The sequence below is a fragment of the Streptomyces sp. NPDC002104 genome, from assembly GCF_053593795.1.
Genome location: NZ_JBSFDF010000053.1, coordinates 22,027 through 39,685, shown reverse-complemented (window position 1 = coordinate 39,685; position 17,659 = coordinate 22,027). Strand labels below are relative to the sequence as shown.

At 72.6% G+C, this 17,659-nt stretch carries 27 protein-coding genes; all 27 read right to left on the bottom strand.

Annotated elements, in window-relative coordinates:
- Positions 1-90: 90 nt before the first annotated feature.
- The 27 genes from ACWCP2_RS31755 to ACWCP2_RS31625 all read right to left on the bottom strand — a co-directional run bounded on the left by ACWCP2_RS31755 (position 91) and on the right by ACWCP2_RS31625 (position 17,579).
- Positions 91-519: an NUDIX domain-containing protein gene (locus ACWCP2_RS31755; protein WP_450912013.1), complete on the bottom strand. Its 429-nt coding sequence runs from the start codon at positions 517-519 to the stop codon at positions 91-93.
- A gap of 22 nt (positions 520-541) precedes the next feature.
- A complete protein-coding gene (locus ACWCP2_RS31750) occupies positions 542-724 on the bottom strand; it encodes a hypothetical protein (RefSeq protein WP_450912012.1) in 183 nt (60 codons plus the stop codon).
- Positions 721-1,203: a hypothetical protein gene (locus ACWCP2_RS31745; RefSeq protein ID WP_450912011.1), complete on the bottom strand. Its 483-nt coding sequence runs from the start codon at positions 1,201-1,203 to the stop codon at positions 721-723. Before ACWCP2_RS31745 ends, ACWCP2_RS31750 begins: the two co-directional genes overlap by 4 nt.
- Positions 1,200-1,409 (bottom strand): hypothetical protein, encoded by a 210-nt coding sequence (locus tag ACWCP2_RS31740; RefSeq protein WP_450912010.1) that lies wholly within the window; start codon positions 1,407-1,409, stop codon positions 1,200-1,202. The genes ACWCP2_RS31745 and ACWCP2_RS31740 overlap by 4 nt, the downstream gene beginning before the upstream one ends.
- 21 nt (positions 1,410-1,430) lie before the next feature.
- Complete coding sequence (locus ACWCP2_RS31735) at positions 1,431-1,709, bottom strand: hypothetical protein (protein WP_450912009.1); 279 nt, start codon at positions 1,707-1,709, stop codon at positions 1,431-1,433.
- Positions 1,706-2,152 (bottom strand): hypothetical protein, encoded by a 447-nt coding sequence (locus tag ACWCP2_RS31730; RefSeq protein ID WP_450912008.1) that lies wholly within the window; start codon positions 2,150-2,152, stop codon positions 1,706-1,708. Before ACWCP2_RS31730 ends, ACWCP2_RS31735 begins: the two co-directional genes overlap by 4 nt.
- Positions 2,149-2,826, bottom strand: coding sequence for a GGDEF domain-containing protein (locus tag ACWCP2_RS31725; RefSeq protein ID WP_450912007.1), 678 nt, complete (start codon positions 2,824-2,826; stop codon positions 2,149-2,151). Before ACWCP2_RS31725 ends, ACWCP2_RS31730 begins: the two co-directional genes overlap by 4 nt.
- 87 nt (positions 2,827-2,913) lie before the next feature.
- Positions 2,914-3,216 (bottom strand): hypothetical protein, encoded by a 303-nt coding sequence (locus tag ACWCP2_RS31720; protein WP_450912006.1) that lies wholly within the window; start codon positions 3,214-3,216, stop codon positions 2,914-2,916.
- A 102-nt stretch (positions 3,217-3,318) separates the two neighbouring features.
- A complete protein-coding gene (locus ACWCP2_RS31715) occupies positions 3,319-3,627 on the bottom strand; it encodes a hypothetical protein (protein ID WP_450912005.1) in 309 nt (102 codons plus the stop codon).
- 13 nt (positions 3,628-3,640) lie between these two features.
- Positions 3,641-3,850 (bottom strand): hypothetical protein, encoded by a 210-nt coding sequence (locus tag ACWCP2_RS31710; RefSeq protein WP_390552884.1) that lies wholly within the window; start codon positions 3,848-3,850, stop codon positions 3,641-3,643.
- Positions 3,847-4,113, bottom strand: a complete 267-nt coding sequence (locus ACWCP2_RS31705) for a hypothetical protein (protein ID WP_450912004.1) — start codon at positions 4,111-4,113, stop codon at positions 3,847-3,849. The genes ACWCP2_RS31710 and ACWCP2_RS31705 overlap by 4 nt, the downstream gene beginning before the upstream one ends.
- A complete protein-coding gene (locus ACWCP2_RS31700; protein ID WP_450912003.1) occupies positions 4,110-5,099 on the bottom strand; it encodes an AAA family ATPase in 990 nt (329 codons plus the stop codon). The genes ACWCP2_RS31705 and ACWCP2_RS31700 overlap by 4 nt, the downstream gene beginning before the upstream one ends.
- On the bottom strand, positions 5,096-5,449 hold the full coding sequence (locus ACWCP2_RS31695; protein WP_450912002.1) for a hypothetical protein: 354 nt from the start codon (positions 5,447-5,449) through the stop codon (positions 5,096-5,098). The genes ACWCP2_RS31700 and ACWCP2_RS31695 overlap by 4 nt, the downstream gene beginning before the upstream one ends.
- Positions 5,446-5,955, bottom strand: a complete 510-nt coding sequence (locus ACWCP2_RS31690; RefSeq protein WP_450912001.1) for a hypothetical protein — start codon at positions 5,953-5,955, stop codon at positions 5,446-5,448. Before ACWCP2_RS31690 ends, ACWCP2_RS31695 begins: the two co-directional genes overlap by 4 nt.
- A gap of 118 nt (positions 5,956-6,073) precedes the next feature.
- The gene (locus ACWCP2_RS31685; protein WP_450912000.1) at positions 6,074-6,538 is read right to left on the bottom strand and encodes an RRQRL motif-containing zinc-binding protein; all 465 of its coding nucleotides are present in this window, start codon (positions 6,536-6,538) and stop codon (positions 6,074-6,076) included.
- Positions 6,539-6,726: 188 nt separating this feature from the next.
- Entirely contained in the window at positions 6,727-6,933 is a 207-nt protein-coding gene (locus tag ACWCP2_RS31680) for a hypothetical protein (protein WP_390552872.1), read from the bottom strand.
- A gap of 119 nt (positions 6,934-7,052) precedes the next feature.
- Complete coding sequence (locus tag ACWCP2_RS31675) at positions 7,053-7,859, bottom strand: hypothetical protein (protein WP_450911999.1); 807 nt, start codon at positions 7,857-7,859, stop codon at positions 7,053-7,055.
- A 115-nt stretch (positions 7,860-7,974) separates the two neighbouring features.
- Positions 7,975-8,505, bottom strand: a complete 531-nt coding sequence (locus tag ACWCP2_RS31670; protein WP_450911998.1) for a DUF6197 family protein — start codon at positions 8,503-8,505, stop codon at positions 7,975-7,977.
- A gap of 67 nt (positions 8,506-8,572) precedes the next feature.
- Positions 8,573-8,761, bottom strand: a complete 189-nt coding sequence (locus tag ACWCP2_RS31665; protein ID WP_327169943.1) for a hypothetical protein — start codon at positions 8,759-8,761, stop codon at positions 8,573-8,575.
- A 77-nt stretch (positions 8,762-8,838) separates the two neighbouring features.
- Positions 8,839-10,944: a chromosome segregation protein ParM gene (locus ACWCP2_RS31660; protein ID WP_450911997.1), complete on the bottom strand. Its 2,106-nt coding sequence runs from the start codon at positions 10,942-10,944 to the stop codon at positions 8,839-8,841.
- Positions 10,945-11,023: 79 nt separating this feature from the next.
- On the bottom strand, positions 11,024-11,440 hold the full coding sequence (locus ACWCP2_RS31655; RefSeq protein ID WP_450911996.1) for a conjugal transfer protein TraB: 417 nt from the start codon (positions 11,438-11,440) through the stop codon (positions 11,024-11,026).
- A 14-nt stretch (positions 11,441-11,454) separates the two neighbouring features.
- The gene (locus tag ACWCP2_RS31650) at positions 11,455-13,263 is read right to left on the bottom strand and encodes an ATP/GTP-binding protein (RefSeq protein WP_450911995.1); all 1,809 of its coding nucleotides are present in this window, start codon (positions 13,261-13,263) and stop codon (positions 11,455-11,457) included.
- Positions 13,264-13,847: 584 nt separating this feature from the next.
- Positions 13,848-14,084: a hypothetical protein gene (locus tag ACWCP2_RS31645; protein ID WP_450911994.1), complete on the bottom strand. Its 237-nt coding sequence runs from the start codon at positions 14,082-14,084 to the stop codon at positions 13,848-13,850.
- A complete protein-coding gene (locus ACWCP2_RS31640) occupies positions 14,081-14,578 on the bottom strand; it encodes a hypothetical protein (RefSeq protein WP_450911993.1) in 498 nt (165 codons plus the stop codon). Before ACWCP2_RS31640 ends, ACWCP2_RS31645 begins: the two co-directional genes overlap by 4 nt.
- 122 nt (positions 14,579-14,700) lie before the next feature.
- Positions 14,701-16,920 carry a hypothetical protein gene (locus ACWCP2_RS31635; protein ID WP_450911992.1) on the bottom strand — a complete coding sequence of 740 codons (2,220 nt, stop codon included), beginning with the start codon at positions 16,918-16,920 and terminating at the stop codon, positions 14,701-14,703.
- Positions 16,921-16,974: 54 nt separating this feature from the next.
- Entirely contained in the window at positions 16,975-17,187 is a 213-nt protein-coding gene (locus tag ACWCP2_RS31630; RefSeq protein ID WP_450911991.1) for a hypothetical protein, read from the bottom strand.
- A 17-nt stretch (positions 17,188-17,204) separates the two neighbouring features.
- Positions 17,205-17,579: a hypothetical protein gene (locus ACWCP2_RS31625; RefSeq protein WP_450911990.1), complete on the bottom strand. Its 375-nt coding sequence runs from the start codon at positions 17,577-17,579 to the stop codon at positions 17,205-17,207.
- Between the last annotated feature and the right edge of the window lie 80 nt (positions 17,580-17,659).

The following is a 17,659-nucleotide window of genomic DNA, read 5'->3' as shown; positions in this document are numbered from 1 at the left end:
TCTGGTGTGCTGGTGAGGGGAGAGAACAAGAGAGCGGCGCGCCCCGGCCTTCCGGTCGGGGCGCGGCGCTTGGTGTCGCGTGGCGGTGTCTCAGAGGGCCGTGGCCGCGCGGAGGATGTCGGCGTGGTCGAACGCGAGTCGTTCCGGCAGGGCGTCCAGGGGCCACCAGCGGGCGGTGCGGGCGTCGTCTCCAGCGACGATCGGGGTGCCGGCGGGGACGACGGCGAGGTAGGCGTCGGTGCTGTACCTGCCTCGCGGATCGCGGCCCGGGTGGTCCCAGGTGCCGATCGCGCGCAGCTGGTCGGGGTCGACGGGGACCCCGGTCTCCTCCAGGAGTTCCCGGGCGGCCGCCATGCGGCTGGTCTCCCCCTCGTCTTGGTGGCCACCCGGCAACGCCCAGGCGCCCTCGAACGGCGGCCAGTCGCGCTCGATCAGCAGGACGTTGCCGTCGGGCGTCAAGGCGACCACGTCGGCGGTGTAGCGGATCGTCTCGAATGTCTCGGTCTCGGTGTCGCTCATGGGCGCCTCTCGGTTGGGTGGTTCAGCGGGTGGTGGTGTCGGTGACTACGAGGAACTGGTCGCTGCCGAGGTCCATGACGACGTGGGCCTCGGTGCCCTGGGCCCGCTGGGCGGCGGCGTATTCGTCGGCGGGCCAGACGCCGCGGGGGTGGCCGGCGGGGAACGTCTCCAGGACGGTGCGCTGTGCGGGGAGCGTCGTGGTCATCGCGAGCCGCCCTTCTTGTAGGCGGCGATCAGGTCGCTGATCACGTCGGGGCTGGCGGCCTCGCCGACCCATGTGCCGGACGCGGTGAACACCGGGACCTGGTCCCGGTCGGCGTCGAAGACGGCCACGTAGTCGCCCCAGCGCTCCAGCACGAGGTCGAAGGGCATGAACGCCGGAGCGGCCTCGAGGACCTCCAGCCCGGCGACGGTGAAGAGGGCCGGGGCGTCGGGGGTGCCGGGCGGGGTGAGGGTGCCGGTGACGCGCAGCAGGTCGCCGCGCTGGATTTCGCTCAGCAGGACGTCGGCGAGGCCGGGGTCGGCGGTGGTGCAGGCGTACACGGTGTCGGGGGTGTCGAGGGCGATGGTGTCCGCGTCGGCGGGGGAGTGGATCAGGTCGAACGTCGCGGTGCCCCGGTCGCGGCCGGGGGCGGGGATCGCGTCGACGTAGCCGTCTATGGCGAGGTGCGTCTGGGGGTTCATCGGCTGGCCTCCGCCAGGGTGTTGGGGGAGCGTGGGGTGCGGGGTCGGTGGGTGCGCTGCGCGAGCACCAGGAGCTCGCGGTTGCGTCGTTGCTGTGCGGTGGTGAGCGGCCGGGCCTTCGCGTTGCCGTGGCGGTGCCACAGCGGCGAGGCCGGCGGCTCCGGGTAGGCGAGGGTGTGGTCGACGTGGTGGTCGGTGCTGCTCATGGGGTCCTCCGACGGGAGGGTTCAGGCGTGGGTGGCGCGCTTGGTGCTCTTGGGCTGGGTGTCGGAGGCGAACCGGCCGAGGCGAGCCTCGGTGGGATTCGCGGCGATCCAGTCCTCAGCGCACGCTTTGTGGACGGGCTCCCCGGCGTGGGAGCGCATCGGCGTGGGCTTGTCGCACAGCGCGCAGGGGCGGTCCTGCCAGTGGTCGAAGTGCTGGCTGTCGCGCCATTCCAGGAGCGTGCCGGGAGCCGGGATCAGGCCCGGCTCGAACGGCTGCTTCTTCTTGCCCCGGGTGGTCACGGCCGGAAGTCGGGCAGCTGCTGGAGGACCTGGGCGACCAGGTCCTCGCCGGGCTTCCAGGGCCCGAGCCGACCGCGGGCGGGGATGGGCAGAGCGAGCTCCTGGACGTCGGCGAGCTCCAGGTGCCACTGGCCGGGCTCCGACCACGACCCGCAGGGCGGGGTCCCGTCCGGGTCCTGGTGGCAGCCGGTCAGCCGGGCGACGCCGATCACGGCGCCGGTCGGCAGGTCGCGGCCGCGGATCGCGCAGGCGACCAGCGGCAGGCGCAGGGCAGGCCGGTCGGTCTGGAGACTGGCGTGCAGCAGCAGCCAGCCGCGCCAGGACCAGGGTTGCGGGCGGTTCTCGATCGGCTTGGCCCCGGTGGCGATGGCGGTGGCCCACGGCTGCCGGATGCTGATGCCGCGGATCCAGTCGCCCGCCGGCGGAAGGGTGGCGGTGCTCATGCCGCTCGCCCCCACACGGCCGTGCCCGGCCTGCCGGCCCGGCGCCCGTTGACGGACGGGAGCGTGGTGTGCGCGGCGACGGCGAGGACCGCGCGGCCGGAGTGCTTGCCGTCGTACAGCGCAGCGTCGGCCGCCCTCTGCAGGGCGGTCAGGTCGCGGGAGCCGACCAAGGCCGGGGCCGCGGCGCCGACCGAGGCGGCGACGGCGACGGTGCGGCCGTCGTCCAGGGTGACCGCCGTGTGCAGCATCCGGACCAGCTGCTCCAGGCGCTGCGTACGGCGGTCGGCGGCGAGTTCCAGGACCACGGCGAACTCATCGCCCCCGAGGCGGCCCACGGACGCGCGCGGGCCCGCCCACGCCGTGAGCCGGGCTCCGATCGCGGCGAGGACGGTGTCGCCCGCCTCGTGGCCCATGCCGTCATTGATCTGCTTGAAGTGGTCGGCGTCGACCATGACCACGGTCACCTTGTCGCCGTGGCGGGCCAGGAGCCGGCGGGCGCGGGCGGTGTAGGCGTCGCGGCGCAGCAGCCCGGTCAGCGGGTCCTTGTCCTTGGCGGCGTTCTGCTTGATCAGCACGGTGGCGTGGACCGCCCAGCCGGTCAGCGGGACGGCTGCGGCGGTGATCAGGAGGGTGCGTGGGCCGAACCGGCCCGTGGTGTGCAGGACGGAGTCCATACTGAGGTCTCCCTCTCGTCTCGTACGGGATGGGTGGCCCGGGGCAGTCGTCAGCCGGTCAAGCAGGGCGGCTGTCCCGGGGCGGAGCTACAACTCGAAGGTGCTGGGCTTGGTCCAGCGGAAGGGGTTCGTCCAGCGGCCGGCGGTCGCGGCGGGCCAGTCGAGCTCCCAGCCGGGCCGGTATCCGCAGGCACCCCAGCCGTCCGGCCGTCCGTGCGGGATCTCCAGCCCGGCCTCCGTCGCGGCGCGTGCCGCGTCGTAGACCTCGTGGGCGATCCGTACGGCGGCGCTGCGGCTGTCGGCCCGGCCGGTGAAGACGTGCAGCCCCCGCACGCCGGGCATCTCGGTACTGCGTATGGGCACGTCCACCTCGAAATACGGCAACGGCATGGCGCCCGTCTCCTTCCTGTGTTGAGGGGCCACCGCGACCGCCCCGGCCCCCGCGAGGTGCGGGAGTCCGGGGCGGCACGGAGTGCGCTCAGCTCAGGGCGGTCAGCTGGCCGTTTCGATCGCGGCGCGCAGGTGGGTCCGCGCGCGGGCCAGGAGCGCGGGCATGTCGGCGCCGGGCTCGGTCAGCGCGTCGGTGAGGTAGGTGGCGGCGTGGTCCAGGTCGTCCCCGGCTTCCTGGAAGTTGCCGAGGCTGGAGGAGGCGAGGACGTCGCGGACCTCTTCGACCAGGTCGATGAACCGGTTCGGGGTGAGGTCGCGTGGCGGTTCGCTGCCGATGAGGGCGGCGAGGTCCGTGGTGAAGCAGGTGTCGAGTGCGGTGAAGGTGTCGGCCGGAGCGGTCTGGACGGCCATGAGGGCCTCCTTGTCAGTAGTCGAGCTGGATGGTGATGGGGGTGCGGCGGTCGCCGTAGTCACGGCGGGGGTTGTGGACGGTCCGGCGGTGCGCGGCCAGGCCGGCGCCCCCGCCCTGGATCGGGAGGTGGCAGTCGGGGCAGCCGCTGAACCAGTCGTCGCCGTCCGGGAGGTCGGCCGGGGTGAGCGGGTGCGGGTGCGGCCCGTCGGCGGCCCGGCTCACCGGCCCTCGCCCCCGGCCGGCTGCCGGTCGGCGAGCGCCAGGAGCTCCGCGGCGAGTTCCGGCGCGGCCAGGATGATGCGCAGGATCGAGGTGATCCCGTCCCGCTCGATGGGATTCAGCCGGTCCCACACCGCGTGGGCGTCACCGTGGGCACCGACCACCTTGAGGTAGTCGGCCTCGGTGCGGGCGGTGTGCTCAGCCCCGCACCGCCCGCACCGGAAGACGGCCTGGTCCCAGCCGCACACCGGGGCCTGGGCGCTCATGCGCTGATCGCCTCCAGGGCCTGCGCCTCGAGGTCGGCGCGCCCCTCGGGGTCGTCGTCCCAGCCCCGGTCGTAGTCGTCGGCCTCCTGGTCGACGTCGTCGAGGCCGCCGTGGACGGTGCAGACGATCTCGGGGTCGTTGTCCATGGCGCCGGTCAGCGCCTTGTGCAGGTCGGTGACCGCGTAGGCCGGCGCCCACGCCTGCCCGTCGCACTCCGGGTCCACGGGGCAGGGCAGCAGGACGTCGAAGCCGAAGTCGCCCTCGCCGTCGACGTCCTCGCGCAGCGCGAGGGTGAGGTACTGCTGCCCGAGGCGGAGCTCCGCGACGCGGTCCCGGCCGGTCACCAGGTCCGAGCCGGGCCGCCACCGCCACAACGGCAGGATCTCCGGGCCGAAGAAGCGGCGGGCCAGCCACAGGTCGCCCAGGCCGTCGCTGCCGTCGCGCCCGAGGTCGGCCTCCCGGACCTTCGAGAGCCGCCCCAGGAACGGCTCCAGGCGGTGCAGGGCGTCGGCGAACACGATGGTGTTGAAGCCTTCGGCGGCGAGGCGCTGGTGGGAGTGGACCATGGCCTGGTGCTGGGAGCGGACGACGTCCTCGGGCACCCGCCGGCTGTCCGGCCGCGGGCCCTGCCGCTCCAGGCAGACCGGCAGCGGCGTGGCGACGACGACCGCGACGGTCGGCATCCCGTGCCGCTTGGCGGCCATCACCAGCTCCACCCGCACGGACTGTTCGACGTTGGTGGCGTCGATGACCGTGTTGAGGTGGCGGGCCATCCGGCGCTCCAGGATCAGCTTGAGGACGTCGGCGGCGTCGCCGGTCGCGCCCTGGTCGCCGGGGTCGTCGCTGACCGTGCCGCGCAGGCCGTCGAGGGAGAGGACCTGGGAGGCCGGCCAGGTGCGGGCCAGCGTCGACTTGCCCGCGCCGGAGGCACCGATCAGCACGATCAGCCCGTTCTCGGGCAGGTCCGGGTACAGCTCCGAGGTCATGCGAGGTCTCCTTGCGGGTCGAGGGAGCGGGCCGCCCAGGTGAGGCGCGGCCCGGCGTTGTCGGTGAGGAGCGCGGCGGCCTCGTGAAGGGGGCAGGAGGCGTCTCCGTCGCGGTCGGGCTCGATCTGCTCCGCCCGCCGCGCGGCGACGGTGAGCAGCTGCGCGAGGGCGGGGAAGAGGCCGCCGGGGACGTCGATGTCCTCCTGGAGCTCGCGCAGGATCGCGGCGAGCTCGGGGCCGTCGACGTCGTCGGCGCTCAGGTCGTCCTCGATCTGCTGGAGGGCGAGCTGGGCGATGCCGACGGAGGCGCGCACCCGGTCCAGCCGGGTGCGCGGACGGCTGGCGGTCACCGGGTGGTGGACTTGGTGGTGGCGACCAGCGCGGCGACGGTCTCCCAGCCGTGGTGCCATGCGGAGTCGAGCTGAAAGGCCCCGTTGATGCCGAAGTCGGCGAGCTTGTAGAAGCCGCCCTTGCCGGTCTTGGTGGCGATCTTCTCCAGCAGGCCCTTGCCGGGGACGCGGCGGTCCGCGGCGTAGTGGGTCGTGAAGGAGATGGCGAGCGCGGCCGCGGCGGCGGCCGGGTGAACCCGGATGCCGAGCGCGCGGGCGCCGGCCCCGGCCACGATCGCCTGCGTGGCCGTGTAGGTGAGGCAGTGGTGCAGGCACGCCGAGCGGCCACCGGCCGTGCCGTGGGTGGTCTCCTGGCCGGTGACCGGGTCCTTGAAGGTGACCGGGTGGTCGTCGGAGGCGCCCTTCACCCGGGCGCAGAAGTCGTTCTGGATCCAGAAATCTCCGATCGCGCTCCCGGCGCGGGTCAGTCCGAGCAGGGCGGCGAAGACAGCGGGGCGATGCGTCATGCTGGGTTTCTCCTGATCTCGATGGGTGAGGGAGCGGGCGGCCGGCCTTTTGCCGGTGCTGCGGCCGCCCGGGTTGTGCGGGCCCCGTCCCGGCCTGTGCGGTCGGGACGGGGCCGGTTCACGCGGCGAGCAGGTGCGTGAGCGGGACGGGGATGGTCATGAGGCTGCTGGGGTCCACGGGGGTGCCGTCGAAGCACTCGATGCAACAGCCGAGCTTTTTGGAGAGGCAGAAGTAGAACCGCCTCCCGCAGTCGCCGCAGGTCTGGCGGGCTGCCATCGCCCGGTCCAGCGCCCACTCCTGAGCGAGGGTCGGCACCCGCTTGGGCACTGCCAGGTCGACGCGGAGCAGGAAGCCGCGGGTCGGGTGACGGCAGGACCACTGCGGGCGGGTCGCGCACAGCCTGCACCGCAGGATCGCGACCGGGCCCTGATTGCCGCCGGGACTCAGCTGCATGTCCCGTAATGCCCTTCTGGTCACAAGCCCTTCGGGCACCGTGCCGCGGTCGAACTCCGGCAGCGCCGCGGCCTCGCGCAGCACCCGGGTCACCTCGCGGCGGCGGCGCCTAGTTCGGCGGCGCGGCATCACCGGTTCCAGGTGCCGGGCAGCCGGTGGGGGCGGTACGGGTAGCGGGGGCCGGGACGCTGCGGGCGGGGCCGGCCGATACGGCGGCGCGGGCGGGGGATGAGCACGGGACGGTTCCTCCAGAGGTCGGTGCACAGCGCCGCACCCCCGCCGACAGCAGCGTCGGCGGGGGTGCGGCGGGTGACGGATCAGGCGGGCGTGTGCGTGCGGTGCGCGCCGGGCAGGGCCGGCGTGGTGTGGCTCGGGCGCGGGTGCTGGGGCTGCGGGTCGGCGCCGTGCAGGTTCGTGCCGATCAGGTAGCCGATCAGCAGTCCGAGCACGCCGTAGACCTTGTGCCGGTTGGCCTTCCACCAGGTGGGCGGGGTCGGCTCCGTCAGCACGCCTATGACGGCCACGTGTTCTCCATTCGGTCGGGGACAGGGCGGGTGGTACGTGAGGCCGGTCGGCCTGTCCGGCCCTCGCCCGGCCCCGCCGGTGGCGGGGAGGGGCGAGGACCAGGCGGAGCGACCGGGGGTCAGCGCTGGAGCTGGTGGACGTTGTCGGGGGTGTCGTCGTCGGGCGCGGGGGCCGGGGCGGGGATGTGGATCTCGGGCCGGATCTCGATCTGGGGCTGGAAGGCCGGGGCGGGCGGGAGGAAGTTGTTGACGATCGGGCGCAGGCTCAGGCCGCGCAGGGCGAGGGTGGAGGCGATGGTCCAGGCGAGGACGGCGATCCCGGTGGCGACGGTGCGTCCGTCGGCCGGGGCCGCGGACCACACGGCGAGGACGCTTCCGGCGCCCCAGCAGGTCCAGGTAATGCGGGCGCCGGTGCTGCCGATGAACCCGCCGATCAGGCCGAACCAGCCCACGAGCTGCCAGAAGGTGTAGACGGCGGAGGCGCTGACGCTAAGGCCGGCGGTGTGCTGGGCGATGTAGGAGCGGATCGGGTTGTCGACCACGCCCCACAGCTCGCCGGCGGCGGTGGTGCCGGCCCGGGTGGCGGGGACCGTGTCGGCCATGCGGCTCAGGGTGGCGTCGAAGATGTCGCCCGCGGTGTCGAGCAGGATGATGACCGCGCTCACGCCGGTGAGGATCAGCAGAGCCTTGATCCAGTTGGTCATGAGGTGCCATCCGGCCTGCGGGGCCTGGCGCAGTTCCTCCCAGCGCCCGTGCAGGAAGCCGCCCTGTTCCCAGGAGGCGTTCCACCCGGCGCGCAGCTGGGCGAAGCGCATGGTGCCGGGGTCCTTGTTGAGGTCGGTGTCCGGCTGCGGGGGCGTCTGGTTGAACAGGTCGAGGAAGCTCGGGTTGTGCTGGCCGTTGATGGGCTTGTCGTCGGACTGCATGGCGAGGCGCTCCCTTGATCGGGTTCATGTGACGGGTGGTGGTGTGCAGGCCGGAGGGCCTGGCCCGCACCCGACCGCGAGGGTTCGGGTGCGAGGCAGGTGGTCCGGAGCCGGGTCAGAGGCCGCGGGCGTCGGCGAGGCCGGCGGCCTGGTCGAGCATCCGCATCGGGATGCGGCCGCTGGCGAAGCCGTCGTTGAAGGACGGCACGGAGTCGATCTCGCCGAACTGGCGGCGGATCGCGTCCATCAGGACCTGAAGGCCGCGCGACTCCAAGCTCTGGTCGCCGCGGGCCTCGATGTGGATCGCGCCGTACAGGCAGCGGGCACCGTCCTCGTCGACCAGGGCGCCGGAGCACCAGCCGCCGGTGAGCAGCCGGTGGTGCGCGCGCTGGAGGAGCGCCGCGACCGGGGTCGGGTACGGAGTCGGGGGCTGGAGCGTCGGGGTGAGCGGGAGGGTGACGATGTCGCCCAGGTCGACCGGCTCGGTGGGGATGTGCGCGGTGTTGACCTCGTAGGCGACGGCGGCTTCCTCCAGCCGGATGGTCATCGCCGCGTCGGTGGCGGCCATGCGGGCCTCCAGCGACAGTTCGGCGGGCGGCGCGCTCGTGCGGGCCGGTATGGGCGGGGCGTGGGTGGGGTGGGGCATCGGGGCTCCTCGGAAGGCGTCGGAGGTGCAGGGGGCGGCGGCCGTCGACGCCGACGGCCGGGCGGTGTCAGAAGGTGGAGATCCAGCCGGTGACGCCGCTGATCGCGTTGGTGATGAAGGGCGCGGCACCGGTGGAGGCGAGGAAGAAGCCGAAGGCGGCGCAGGCCAGGGCGTGCCAGAGGCGTACGGAGCCGCCTCGGATGAGGACGACCACGACGATGGCGAGCAGGACGACGACGGAGATCGATACGGCCACGAGCGGTGTGTCCTTCCAGAGGTGAGCAGGGCCCGGCCGGGATGCGGCCGGGCCCTGCGGGTGTGTACGGGGTGGGGTCAGACGCCGGAGAGGTTCTTGATGGCCTCCAGCGCCTGGCGGGGCGAGGTGACCGCGTCGCGGCGCGCGGCGGACTTCCCTCCGCCGCGAGGCTTGCCGCCGCCCCTCTTCGGCCTGTCGTCCCCGTCCTCGTCATCGCTCGGTTCGGGGCCGAATTCCCCAGGCCGGGGCGGCTCGGTCCAGTCGAACCACAAGTCCCGCGCCTCGAGCTCGCGGATCTCGTAGTCGGTGAGGCTGGCGACGATGTCGGGGAAGTAGTCGTCCAGGCCGGCCTTGAAGTCCATGAACAGCGTGCGCAGGACCTCGGGCTGCTTGGCTTCGACGATCCACCCGGCGCCGCCGGTGTTGGAGTCGGCGGGCGGCTCGGGCTCTCCGGCCATCACCCGCTCGATCCGGCCCGCTTCGGCAGGGGAGAAGGAGCGGGGGAGCGGCTCGGGGGTGTTCTCGGAGGAGATGCCGAGGGTCTTGAACATCTCGGCGACCTTCTTCGGCGCGACCTTCAGGACGACCGGGATGCAGTTCTCGCGCAGGTTCTCGCACAGCAGCTGCGTGAACCCGTCCTGCACGTAGATGGACTGGCCGGCCACCTTCAGCCCGATGCCGTACTTGCGGCCCTTGACCGACACCTTCTCGGCGAGGTCCATGATCTCCGCGCCGTAGTCGCCGTTGCGGGCGGCGGAGAGGAACTCGTCCAGGTAGGCGGACAGCATCCGGTAGGGGCAGCCCGGCAGCTTGGGGTCCCAGTCGTAGACCCGTCCGTCGTCCCACGGCATCTCGCCGCGGATCTCCATCAGCGCGTCCAAGGTGCGCAGGAGCCGGATCATGTAGAGCGCGCCGACGCCGTAGCGGTCGGTGTACTCGCCCAGCTTGGCGGCCTTCTCGTCCGGGGCTTCCGCCGCCAGCCACACCACCGCGCCGAACAGGGCGTCGGCGGCGACGTGCAGGCCCATCAGCTGGGTCTTGCCGCCGCCGGACGGGGCGACGAACAGGCCGTGCGCTGCTCCCCGGTCGGTGTAGACGCGGTTGCGGGCGGGCTGGCCGTTGCCGAGGTAGCCGGTCACCCACCGGCCGTCCTTGTCCGGGGTCAGCAGCTCCTTCGTGGCGGGGAAGATCTGCGCGAGCGGGCTGGAGTCCCACAGGGAGACCAGGACCTGGTTGCCGTCGACAGTGACGAACAGCCGGCCTTCGTCGTACTTGGTCTTCAGCGCGGCGGCCAGCGAGTGCTGGTTGACGCGCGGCTCGCCCATCTCGTCGGGGACCTGGGCGATGTAGTGGGTGACCTTCCGCTCGTGGTCGCGGATCTTCTTGATGAACTCCGAGCCGGGCACGGGCCCGCCGGCGATCCGGTCGGCCCACCACTCGTGGGTGGTGGGGGCCTTGCGGCGGCGCTCGTTCAGGTCGGGGGTGACGTGGACTTCCTTCCAGCCGGGTCCGCCTTCGCGGCCGTACTGGCGGACCACGTCCTCGATCCGTACGTCTTCGGTCTCGACACCGAACGCGGCGGCGACCGCTTCCTGGGTGAGGCTGGAGATCGGCCGTCCGGCCTCGGAGGCGCGCAGCAGCAGGGACAGGTCGTTGGGCATGCCCCGGTGCGGGGTGGCGGTGACGACGATGGTGCGGCCGGGCAGGCCGCGCTCCTCCCACAGCCAGCGGACCTGGCGGGTGAAGGCGTCGGCGCCGTCGTCCGGCTGCGCGAGGGACGGCTCGGGGGCGGCCTGCAGCTGCGGCGCGGGGACCGGGACGGCGAGCGCGGGACGGTGACGGCGGCGGGTGTGCCGGGAGAAGGGCATCACCAGCAGGCCGGCCGTCGCCCAGCCGGCGGCGAGGAGTCCGTCCAGGCAGTAGGGGCCCCAGCCGATCGTGTTCCGGGCGGCGATGTCGATCGCGGCGGCGGCCACGAGCGGCGACCAGCGCAGGATCTTGCGTCCCGCACCGGAGTCGGTGCTCTTGGCGGCCAGGACCCAGCCGCCGATACCGGCCACGCCCGCCAGCTGCACGACCGTGTTGACGGGGCTGTCGGCGAAGAGGTTCGGGGCCGCGGCGAGGACCGGGGCGGTCAGGGTGTAGAAGGTGCGCTCCAGGGCGACGCTGCGCGGCACGGACACGGGCTTTCTCCTTCGGGTGTGGCGATGGGCGGCCCGCCTACGTGGCGGGCCGCCCATCAAGGGGTTGCGGTGGGTCGGGTCAGCGGACGAAGAAGCCCGGCTTGGGGGTGCGCTCCGGCCGGCTGGAGCGGAGGTCGTCCAGGCCCTCGTACAGCCGCGCGTGGGTACGCCGCGTGTCGTGGGCGAGGCCGGAGACCTCCTGGGCCGTCTCGTGGAGCTTCTTCACTTCGACGGCGGCGCCGCCCAGGGCGACGGACACCTGGTTGGTCATCTCGATGAACTTGCGGTCCAGCTCCGCGTTGGCGATGTCGACGGCCAGGCCCTCGGAGCGCTGGGCGTTGGTTCGCATGCTGAGCAGCAGCACTTCGAGCTCGCCTGCGGCCAGGTCCATGGCCGTGGCCAGCGTCTTGAGCTTGTTCTGGACGGCCTTGTAGCGGTTGTCGCCGTCCGTCTTGGCGGCGGCACCGCCGCCGGTGGTGGGTGCGAGGTCGCTCATCAGCGGACTCCCTTCTAGTCGTGGTGGGCGGCGGAGGATGCGGTGGCCAGGCCCGCGTCGTCCATGGCGTCGATGTCCTGGCCGTAGACGCGGCCGACCGACATGGCGGCGATCCGGGCGGCCTCCGAGGCGATCTCGCACTCGGTGGCGCACCGTTCGGCCAGCTGCTTCATGCGGTCCGCGGCGTCGGCCAGGTCGGTGATCTGGTCGACGACCTCGGTGGCGATGTTGTGGTCACCGACCAGGTCGGCCGCCATGTCCCGCAGCGCGTCGGCGACCTTGCCGAGCGCGATGGCCAGGTCCTGGGCGCGGTCCTTGTCGAGCGCGGCGGCGATCGCGATGTTCACGATCTCCATCAGGTACTCGCCGAAGGTGATGTCGGTGCGGTGCTGGGCCGCCATGCCGGTCTGGCCCGACGTGGGCTTGTTGACCTCCGAGGCCACGGGATCCTCCTGTGCGGTGGGTCGGCTGGTGCCGGGACGCTGGGTGTGCGGCTCGGGCGCGCGGGGGAGGCTCGCCGGGCTGCTGACGTGCGCCCCGAAGGGGTCGGACGGATCGTCGACGATGACCGCGTCGGGGATGTCTTCCTCAGCCGGTTCGGGCTGCGGGGTGCGGGTGGGGCCGCCGGGGCGGTCCACCGTGACGTCGCCCAGGTCCTCGGGCCGAAGCCTTGAGGGCTCTTCCGGCTCGGGCGGGGTGTTGTCCTCGCCGGCCTTGGTGAAGAAATCCTTGAGCTTCTCCTTGAAGGAGCGCTCGTCGTCGCTGTCGTCCTTCAGGTCATCGTCGGACGGGCCTTTGACGTCGTCGGTCTTGGGGTCGGTGTCCGTCCCGGTGCCGTCCTTCGCGTCCGTGTCTGCGGAGGCGTCAGACGGCTTCTCGCCGCTCTTCTTGTCGTCGTCCGGCTCCTTGGTCGCGGAGTCGTCCTTCGGACCGTCCGAGGGCTTCTCAGGGTCGTCCTCGGTCATCTTCTTGGTCGTGGCCTCGGAGTCCTTGTCGCCGGTGGCGTCCTTGGCCTTGTCGTCCTTCGCGGCCTTGTCCTTCTCCGCCGCGCGGCGCTTGTCCCAGCGGCGCTGCGCCTCCTCCCCGAGGGCCGCGCCCAGGGTGGTACGGCCGTCGGCGGCCCTGGCCGCCTCCCGCTTCGCCCGTGCCGCGGCCTTCCGCTCGGCTTTAACCCTGCGGCGTTCCTCGCGCGCCGCCTGAACGGCGGCGCGGTCCTGGTCGCGGTCCTTGCTGCGGTCGGCGAGGTTGGCGGCCTGGTCGGCGCTGCGCCGCTGATGGCGTGCCGCCTGGCGGGCGGCGGCGCGCTCCTGGCGGCCGCGGGCCCGCTCCGCCCTGGGGCTGGAGGCCGGCGAGTCCTTCGACCTGCCGCCGTCTCCCTTCGAGCCGCCCTTGCCGGTCCCGGTACTGCCCGAGCCGTTCTTGCCGCCCGAGCCGCCCGAACTTCCCTTGCCCGTACCGGCCTTGCCCGACCCGGAGCCTCCAGGGCCGTTCTGGCGGCCGTTCGAGCCACCGGACGACTGGTTGCCCTTCGAGGGGCCTTTGCCGCCGCCAGCGGAGCGATCAGGGCCCTTCCCGGCGCCCTTGGAGGAGTTGCCGCCCCCGGAACCGCGACCGGAGCCGCCGGACCCGTTCGTTCCCGAGCCCCGCCCCCCGCCGCGACCGGACCCGCCGGAGCTGCCCCCGCCGCCGGCCTTCGAGCGGCCGCCCTTGTCGGCGCCCAGGCCGGAGCCGGAGGACCGAGCCGCGTCGGCCTTGCCGCGCGCCGCCGCCTTGTCCGACTTCGCTTTCATCTGCGCGGCGTGGAACTTCGCGTTCTGCTCCATCAGCGCGGTTTCCTGAGCGGTCCGGGCCTCCAAAAGCGCGGCCTTGCGTGCTATTTCCGCCTCACGGAACGGCGCTTCACCGGCGTGCCGGTCCCGCGCCACTTCCAGACGGAGCTCCAGCCAGTCACCGAGGCGATCTGCGAGAGAACGCGGCTGCTCGTATTCGCCTTCCTCGTATTCCTCATCGTCGAAATCCGGGGCATCGGGCATTCCCGTTTCCCGCAATGCGACTTCCGGGGAAATAGGGCCACGAATGGGCGGCACTTCCCTGGTCGCCCCTTCCGGGGATTCCGGAGTACCACCGTCGTCCGCACTTCCGCCGGACGGTTCGGTGAAAAATAGATTCCCTGCATCGGGGACTTCCGGCATTCCGCCGGAATCGCCGCCCCGAGTGGGGAGGTTGATGACGTTGCTGTCGGTGTCGTCGGACACGCGGCCCCTCCTCCTGGGCTTGACAGTCGGTGTCGGCCTCGCGTACACGCGCGCACGTCACGCGCGGCACGCGACACGCGCGGCACGCGTTGGGGTCGCCGAAGGGCCGCCCCCGAGGTTCGGGCGCGGCCCTTCGTGCGGGGCGCGGTGAGCTAGCCGGAGTGGCGGCTGTAGACGTTCTTCAGGGCGAGCGCGGCCTCACGGATGAAGTCCGTGTTCCCGTCGCGATACGCCTGGGTGCCTCGGATATTCACAATCCGGAGCCAGGCGTAGAAGGTGCCGAGGTCGTTGCCGTGCTGCGCGATCAAATCCTGTGTGATTTGCCGCTCGTGTTCTGCACGGTTCATTGCCTTCCGCTCGGCTTTCGTGAGCGGGCGACCTGCACTCACGCCGACTCCCTGCGGTCCAGGTTGTAAATCGACGTGGGGCCACCATAGCCCGAATTCGGGCTCTGCGCACCCTGCTGGCCCGGGTTTTCCGGGGCGGCCTGGAGCGTCGGGTTGTTCTTACGCGCCTTGAGCTGCGCCTTTTCCTTCCGGCTCTTCTTGACCTCCTTCACCTTTTCGTCGTGGGCGTGGCGCTTATGGGCGCTCTTTTCCAGTCCCGCAGTAACGCTCTTAAGGTTCTTGAGAACGTCGTTCAGGGAATTTTCCACCGGGAAAGAGCGCAGGAAAGCCTGGCCCCACTTGTCGCCCTCCACGCGGGTCCCGCGGCAGTGCACACGGGCCTCGCGCTGGAGGATCTCCAGCTTGGCCTGCATGTCCAGCACGACCCGGTTGAAGTCCGCCAGGTAGTGCGCGTAGGCGGCCGGGTTCTGCGCGATCTCGCGCAGCGCCGCGTGCGGGTCGTCGAAGAAGGGCTGACCGTTGTTTTCGGTGCTCACGGGGTCCTCCGTGGGGGTCGGATCTGCTGTACTCGGGGGGCTGTGGACTGCTTCCGGCAGTCGCAGCGAGGGCCAGCCCGCTTCCTTCGGGCTGGCCCTCACTGGTGTGTGCCGGACTCGGATCACGTCAGGTGCTTGTCCGCGTCCTCGGGGCGCAGCAGGCCGGCCTTGGAGAGCAGGCGCACCGCGCGGGTGTTGTTGACGGAGAGCTGGTTGCGGACCTGGTAGAGCGTCACGAACCCGTCCTCTCCGCGGGGGAGCTTCTGTACGAGCGGCAGGAGTTCTTCGTCCGTCCGTACCGGCGTACCGGGACGCTCCGCGCCTGCCGTACTGCCCGTTCCGGTTGCGGGAGAGGATGAGGCGTCCGTCCCTGTACGGGCCCCCGGCACAGCCTCGTTGCCGGGCTGTGTACGGACGCTGATGGCTCCGGTGCGTCCCTGTACGGCCGCGCTGGCCGTCCCGGTACGCCCGACAGTCTCCGTACCTGTACGCGCCGCCCCTTCGGGGGTGGTGTGTACGTCGTATGTACGGTCGCTGTACGCCCTGGTCATCGCCGCTTCGGTGTCGCCGTCGTGCGGCGGGTGCGAGGCAGGGCGGACAGGGTCCGTACCGTCCCATCCAGCGCCCGAGCCGTCCGGCTGGACCGCCGTGTGCGCGGCGTACAGGTCGTGGCTCGCGCCCTCTGTACGGCTGGCCGACGCGGTGTCCGTTCCGTCGGTACGCCGGTGCGTACCTGTACGGGCGGGCATTCCGTTTCCGCCTTCCGTACCGGTACGGACGCCCGCCGCGGCCTTGCTGCCGTGGCCGTCCGTACCGTCGTCGTGCATGAGCGTGTGGACGCGCCAGATGACGGCCACGAAGATCAGGACGACGAACGTGGTGAGCTGCCACGGAGCGGAGTGGCCGGGCTTGACGATCTCGGCCTGCTCGGACAGGTGGTAGGTCACGTTCGCCGACGCCATCAGCAGCAGCGCGTACGGGATGTCCTTCTTGGCCCGGAACGCGGTGACGCAGTAGACGTCGATGGACACCGGCAGCAGCGGGGCGACGTAGGTGTTGATGCCGACCATGCGGGCCAGCTCGTACTCGCCGGAGGCGGCGAGCCCGACGCCGGCGGCGAGCGCGATCCACGGCGCGGTCTTCCACGCCTTCCGGCTGATGTTCTGCTGCCAGCCGTTCCAGCGGGACGCGGACTTCTTCGCCTCCCGGGCCTCCTCCAGCAGCCGGCGGGCACGGGCCTCATCGGCCTTCGCCCGCTCGGTGACGGCCTTCGCCTTCCGCTCCGCCTCCGTGGTGATGCGGTCGGCCTCTTTCTGGGCGGTCTCGCGCAGCTGCACCGCGACGGTCTTGGCCTCATCCCGCAGGCGCTCGCGCTGCTTGTCGCACGCCGCCTTGAGCCCGGCGAGCTCGTCGGCGAGGACCTTGCGCTTGGTGGCGGCCTCCGCGTCGAACTGGTCGGTGAGCGCGCGGAGCTTCGTCCGCAGCTCGGTGCGGGCCGCCTCCGCCTCGGTGTGCGCGGCCGCGACCCGGTCGTCGGCCTCGCGGCGCCGGTCGTCGGCGGCCTTGACCGCGTCCGCGTACAGCGCCTCCGCCTCCGCGCGGCGGCCGTCGTACTGCTCGGCCGCCGTCGCCGCGAGAGCGGCGAACCGCTCGCGGGCCTGGTCGACCTCCCGCTGCGCGGCGGCGACCAGGTCGTCGGCCTGCTCCTGGGCGCGGGCCAGGATCTGGCCGGCCTCGGTGCGGCGCGCCTCGACCAGGGTGCTGATCTCGGTGAGGTCGGCCTCCGCCAGGCGGCGCAGCTCGGCAACGGCCGTGGCCGTGGCCGCGCGGTCGGTGGCGGCCAGCTCGGTGAGGTCGGCGACCTGCGCGCGGGCCTCCCCCACCAGGGTCTCGGCTCGCTCGCGGGCCTGGGCCAGGAGCCGGTCGGCCTCGCCGCGCGCCGCCTCCAGGTCGACCTTGGCGGCCTCGCGCTGGGCGGTGGCCTCCTGGTCGGCGTCGGCGGTGATGCCCGCGGCGCGGGTCTGCGCCTCGTTCATCAGCGCGGTGACCTGCTCGTGCGTGGCGGCGACGGTGCGCGCGGCCGCGGTCTCCGCTTCGGCCTGGAGGGCGGCGGCCTGCTCGCGCGCGGTGTCGATGACGTCGGCGGCCCGGTCCCGGGCGTCCGCGACGCGGGCCAGCGCCTCGAGGTCGACGACCTCCGCCTCCGGCTCCGTGTCCGTCGTCGTGGCCGGGGCCGGGGAGACGTCGGGGGTGGGGGAGGCGGTGGGCTGCGGCGTCGGACGGGTTGCCGCCGGCTTCTTGCGGGTGGGGGTCCTCTTGCGGGCGGTTCGTGTGGCGGCCACGCCGCCTCCTTCCAGAAGGGCGCCGCCCCAGGCGGGCGGCGTTCATGTGTGCGTTCAGGTCTGCTCGGAGGTACGGCGGCTGGGGGCGACGATGCCGGTGCGGCCGGACTCGTCGAGCCAGCGCTGGGCGTGGTCGCGGTCGTGAGCACCGGCGATCGCTGCGAGTCCGTCATCCGTGGTGACGTAGGCGGACCAGGTGGTGCCGTCGTTGTCGGTTTCGGCCTGGGCAGTGGTGATCTGGCTGGTGAGCCAGGCGGGGAGGGGCATGACTGTCTCCGGTTCTGTCAGGCGTGCGGAGCGGGCAGCGTGCTGCCGCGCGCGAGGTGCTGGCGCAGCCAGGCGACGGCGGCCGGGGACATCGCCCCGGTGTCCGGCTCTCGCAGCGGCGCGGTGTCGATGTCGTGCATCGCGTCGGCCGCGGGGAGCGGCCGCATGTAGTTGGGGTCGATCCCGGCGCGGTAGCTGAGGCTGGCCAGTTCGGTCAGGTCGTAGAGGACCCGGCCGGTGTCGACGTGCCGCCAGGAGCGCTCCACCCGGCCGACGAATGTGTGGCCGGGCTTGCCGAGCCAGAACCGTTCGACGTTGCGGAACAAGACGATGTCGCCCTTGATGTAGGTCACGGCCGGTCGGACGGCCTGCGTCTGCGGCTGCTGTGCCACGGGCTCTCCTCGTGTCGCGTGCACCGGCGCGGGGCCGGCGGTCCGGGCTGTCCGGCTCCCCATCACCGCCCGACCCGGCC

Coding starts and splice junctions, on each gene's coding strand:
- ACWCP2_RS31755 (WP_450912013.1), bottom strand. CDS start 519: ATGAGCGACACCGAGACCGAGACATTCGAGACGATCCGCTACACCGCC.
- ACWCP2_RS31750 (WP_450912012.1), bottom strand. CDS start 724: ATGACCACGACGCTCCCCGCACAGCGCACCGTCCTGGAGACGTTCCCC.
- ACWCP2_RS31745 (WP_450912011.1), bottom strand. CDS start 1,203: ATGAACCCCCAGACGCACCTCGCCATAGACGGCTACGTCGACGCGATC.
- ACWCP2_RS31740 (WP_450912010.1), bottom strand. CDS start 1,409: ATGAGCAGCACCGACCACCACGTCGACCACACCCTCGCCTACCCGGAG.
- ACWCP2_RS31730 (WP_450912008.1), bottom strand. CDS start 2,152: ATGAGCACCGCCACCCTTCCGCCGGCGGGCGACTGGATCCGCGGCATC.
- ACWCP2_RS31725 (WP_450912007.1), bottom strand. CDS start 2,826: ATGGACTCCGTCCTGCACACCACGGGCCGGTTCGGCCCACGCACCCTC.
- ACWCP2_RS31720 (WP_450912006.1), bottom strand. CDS start 3,216: ATGCCGTTGCCGTATTTCGAGGTGGACGTGCCCATACGCAGTACCGAG.
- ACWCP2_RS31715 (WP_450912005.1), bottom strand. CDS start 3,627: ATGGCCGTCCAGACCGCTCCGGCCGACACCTTCACCGCACTCGACACC.
- ACWCP2_RS31705 (WP_450912004.1), bottom strand. CDS start 4,113: ATGAGCGCCCAGGCCCCGGTGTGCGGCTGGGACCAGGCCGTCTTCCGG.
- ACWCP2_RS31700 (WP_450912003.1), bottom strand. CDS start 5,099: ATGACCTCGGAGCTGTACCCGGACCTGCCCGAGAACGGGCTGATCGTG.
- ACWCP2_RS31690 (WP_450912001.1), bottom strand. CDS start 5,955: ATGACGCATCGCCCCGCTGTCTTCGCCGCCCTGCTCGGACTGACCCGC.
- ACWCP2_RS31685 (WP_450912000.1), bottom strand. CDS start 6,538: ATGCCGCGCCGCCGAACTAGGCGCCGCCGCCGCGAGGTGACCCGGGTG.
- ACWCP2_RS31675 (WP_450911999.1), bottom strand. CDS start 7,859: ATGCAGTCCGACGACAAGCCCATCAACGGCCAGCACAACCCGAGCTTC.
- ACWCP2_RS31670 (WP_450911998.1), bottom strand. CDS start 8,505: ATGCCCCACCCCACCCACGCCCCGCCCATACCGGCCCGCACGAGCGCG.
- ACWCP2_RS31655 (WP_450911996.1), bottom strand. CDS start 11,440: ATGAGCGACCTCGCACCCACCACCGGCGGCGGTGCCGCCGCCAAGACG.
- ACWCP2_RS31650 (WP_450911995.1), bottom strand. CDS start 13,263: ATGGAGCAGAACGCGAAGTTCCACGCCGCGCAGATGAAAGCGAAGTCG.
- ACWCP2_RS31630 (WP_450911991.1), bottom strand. CDS start 17,187: ATGCCCCTCCCCGCCTGGCTCACCAGCCAGATCACCACTGCCCAGGCC.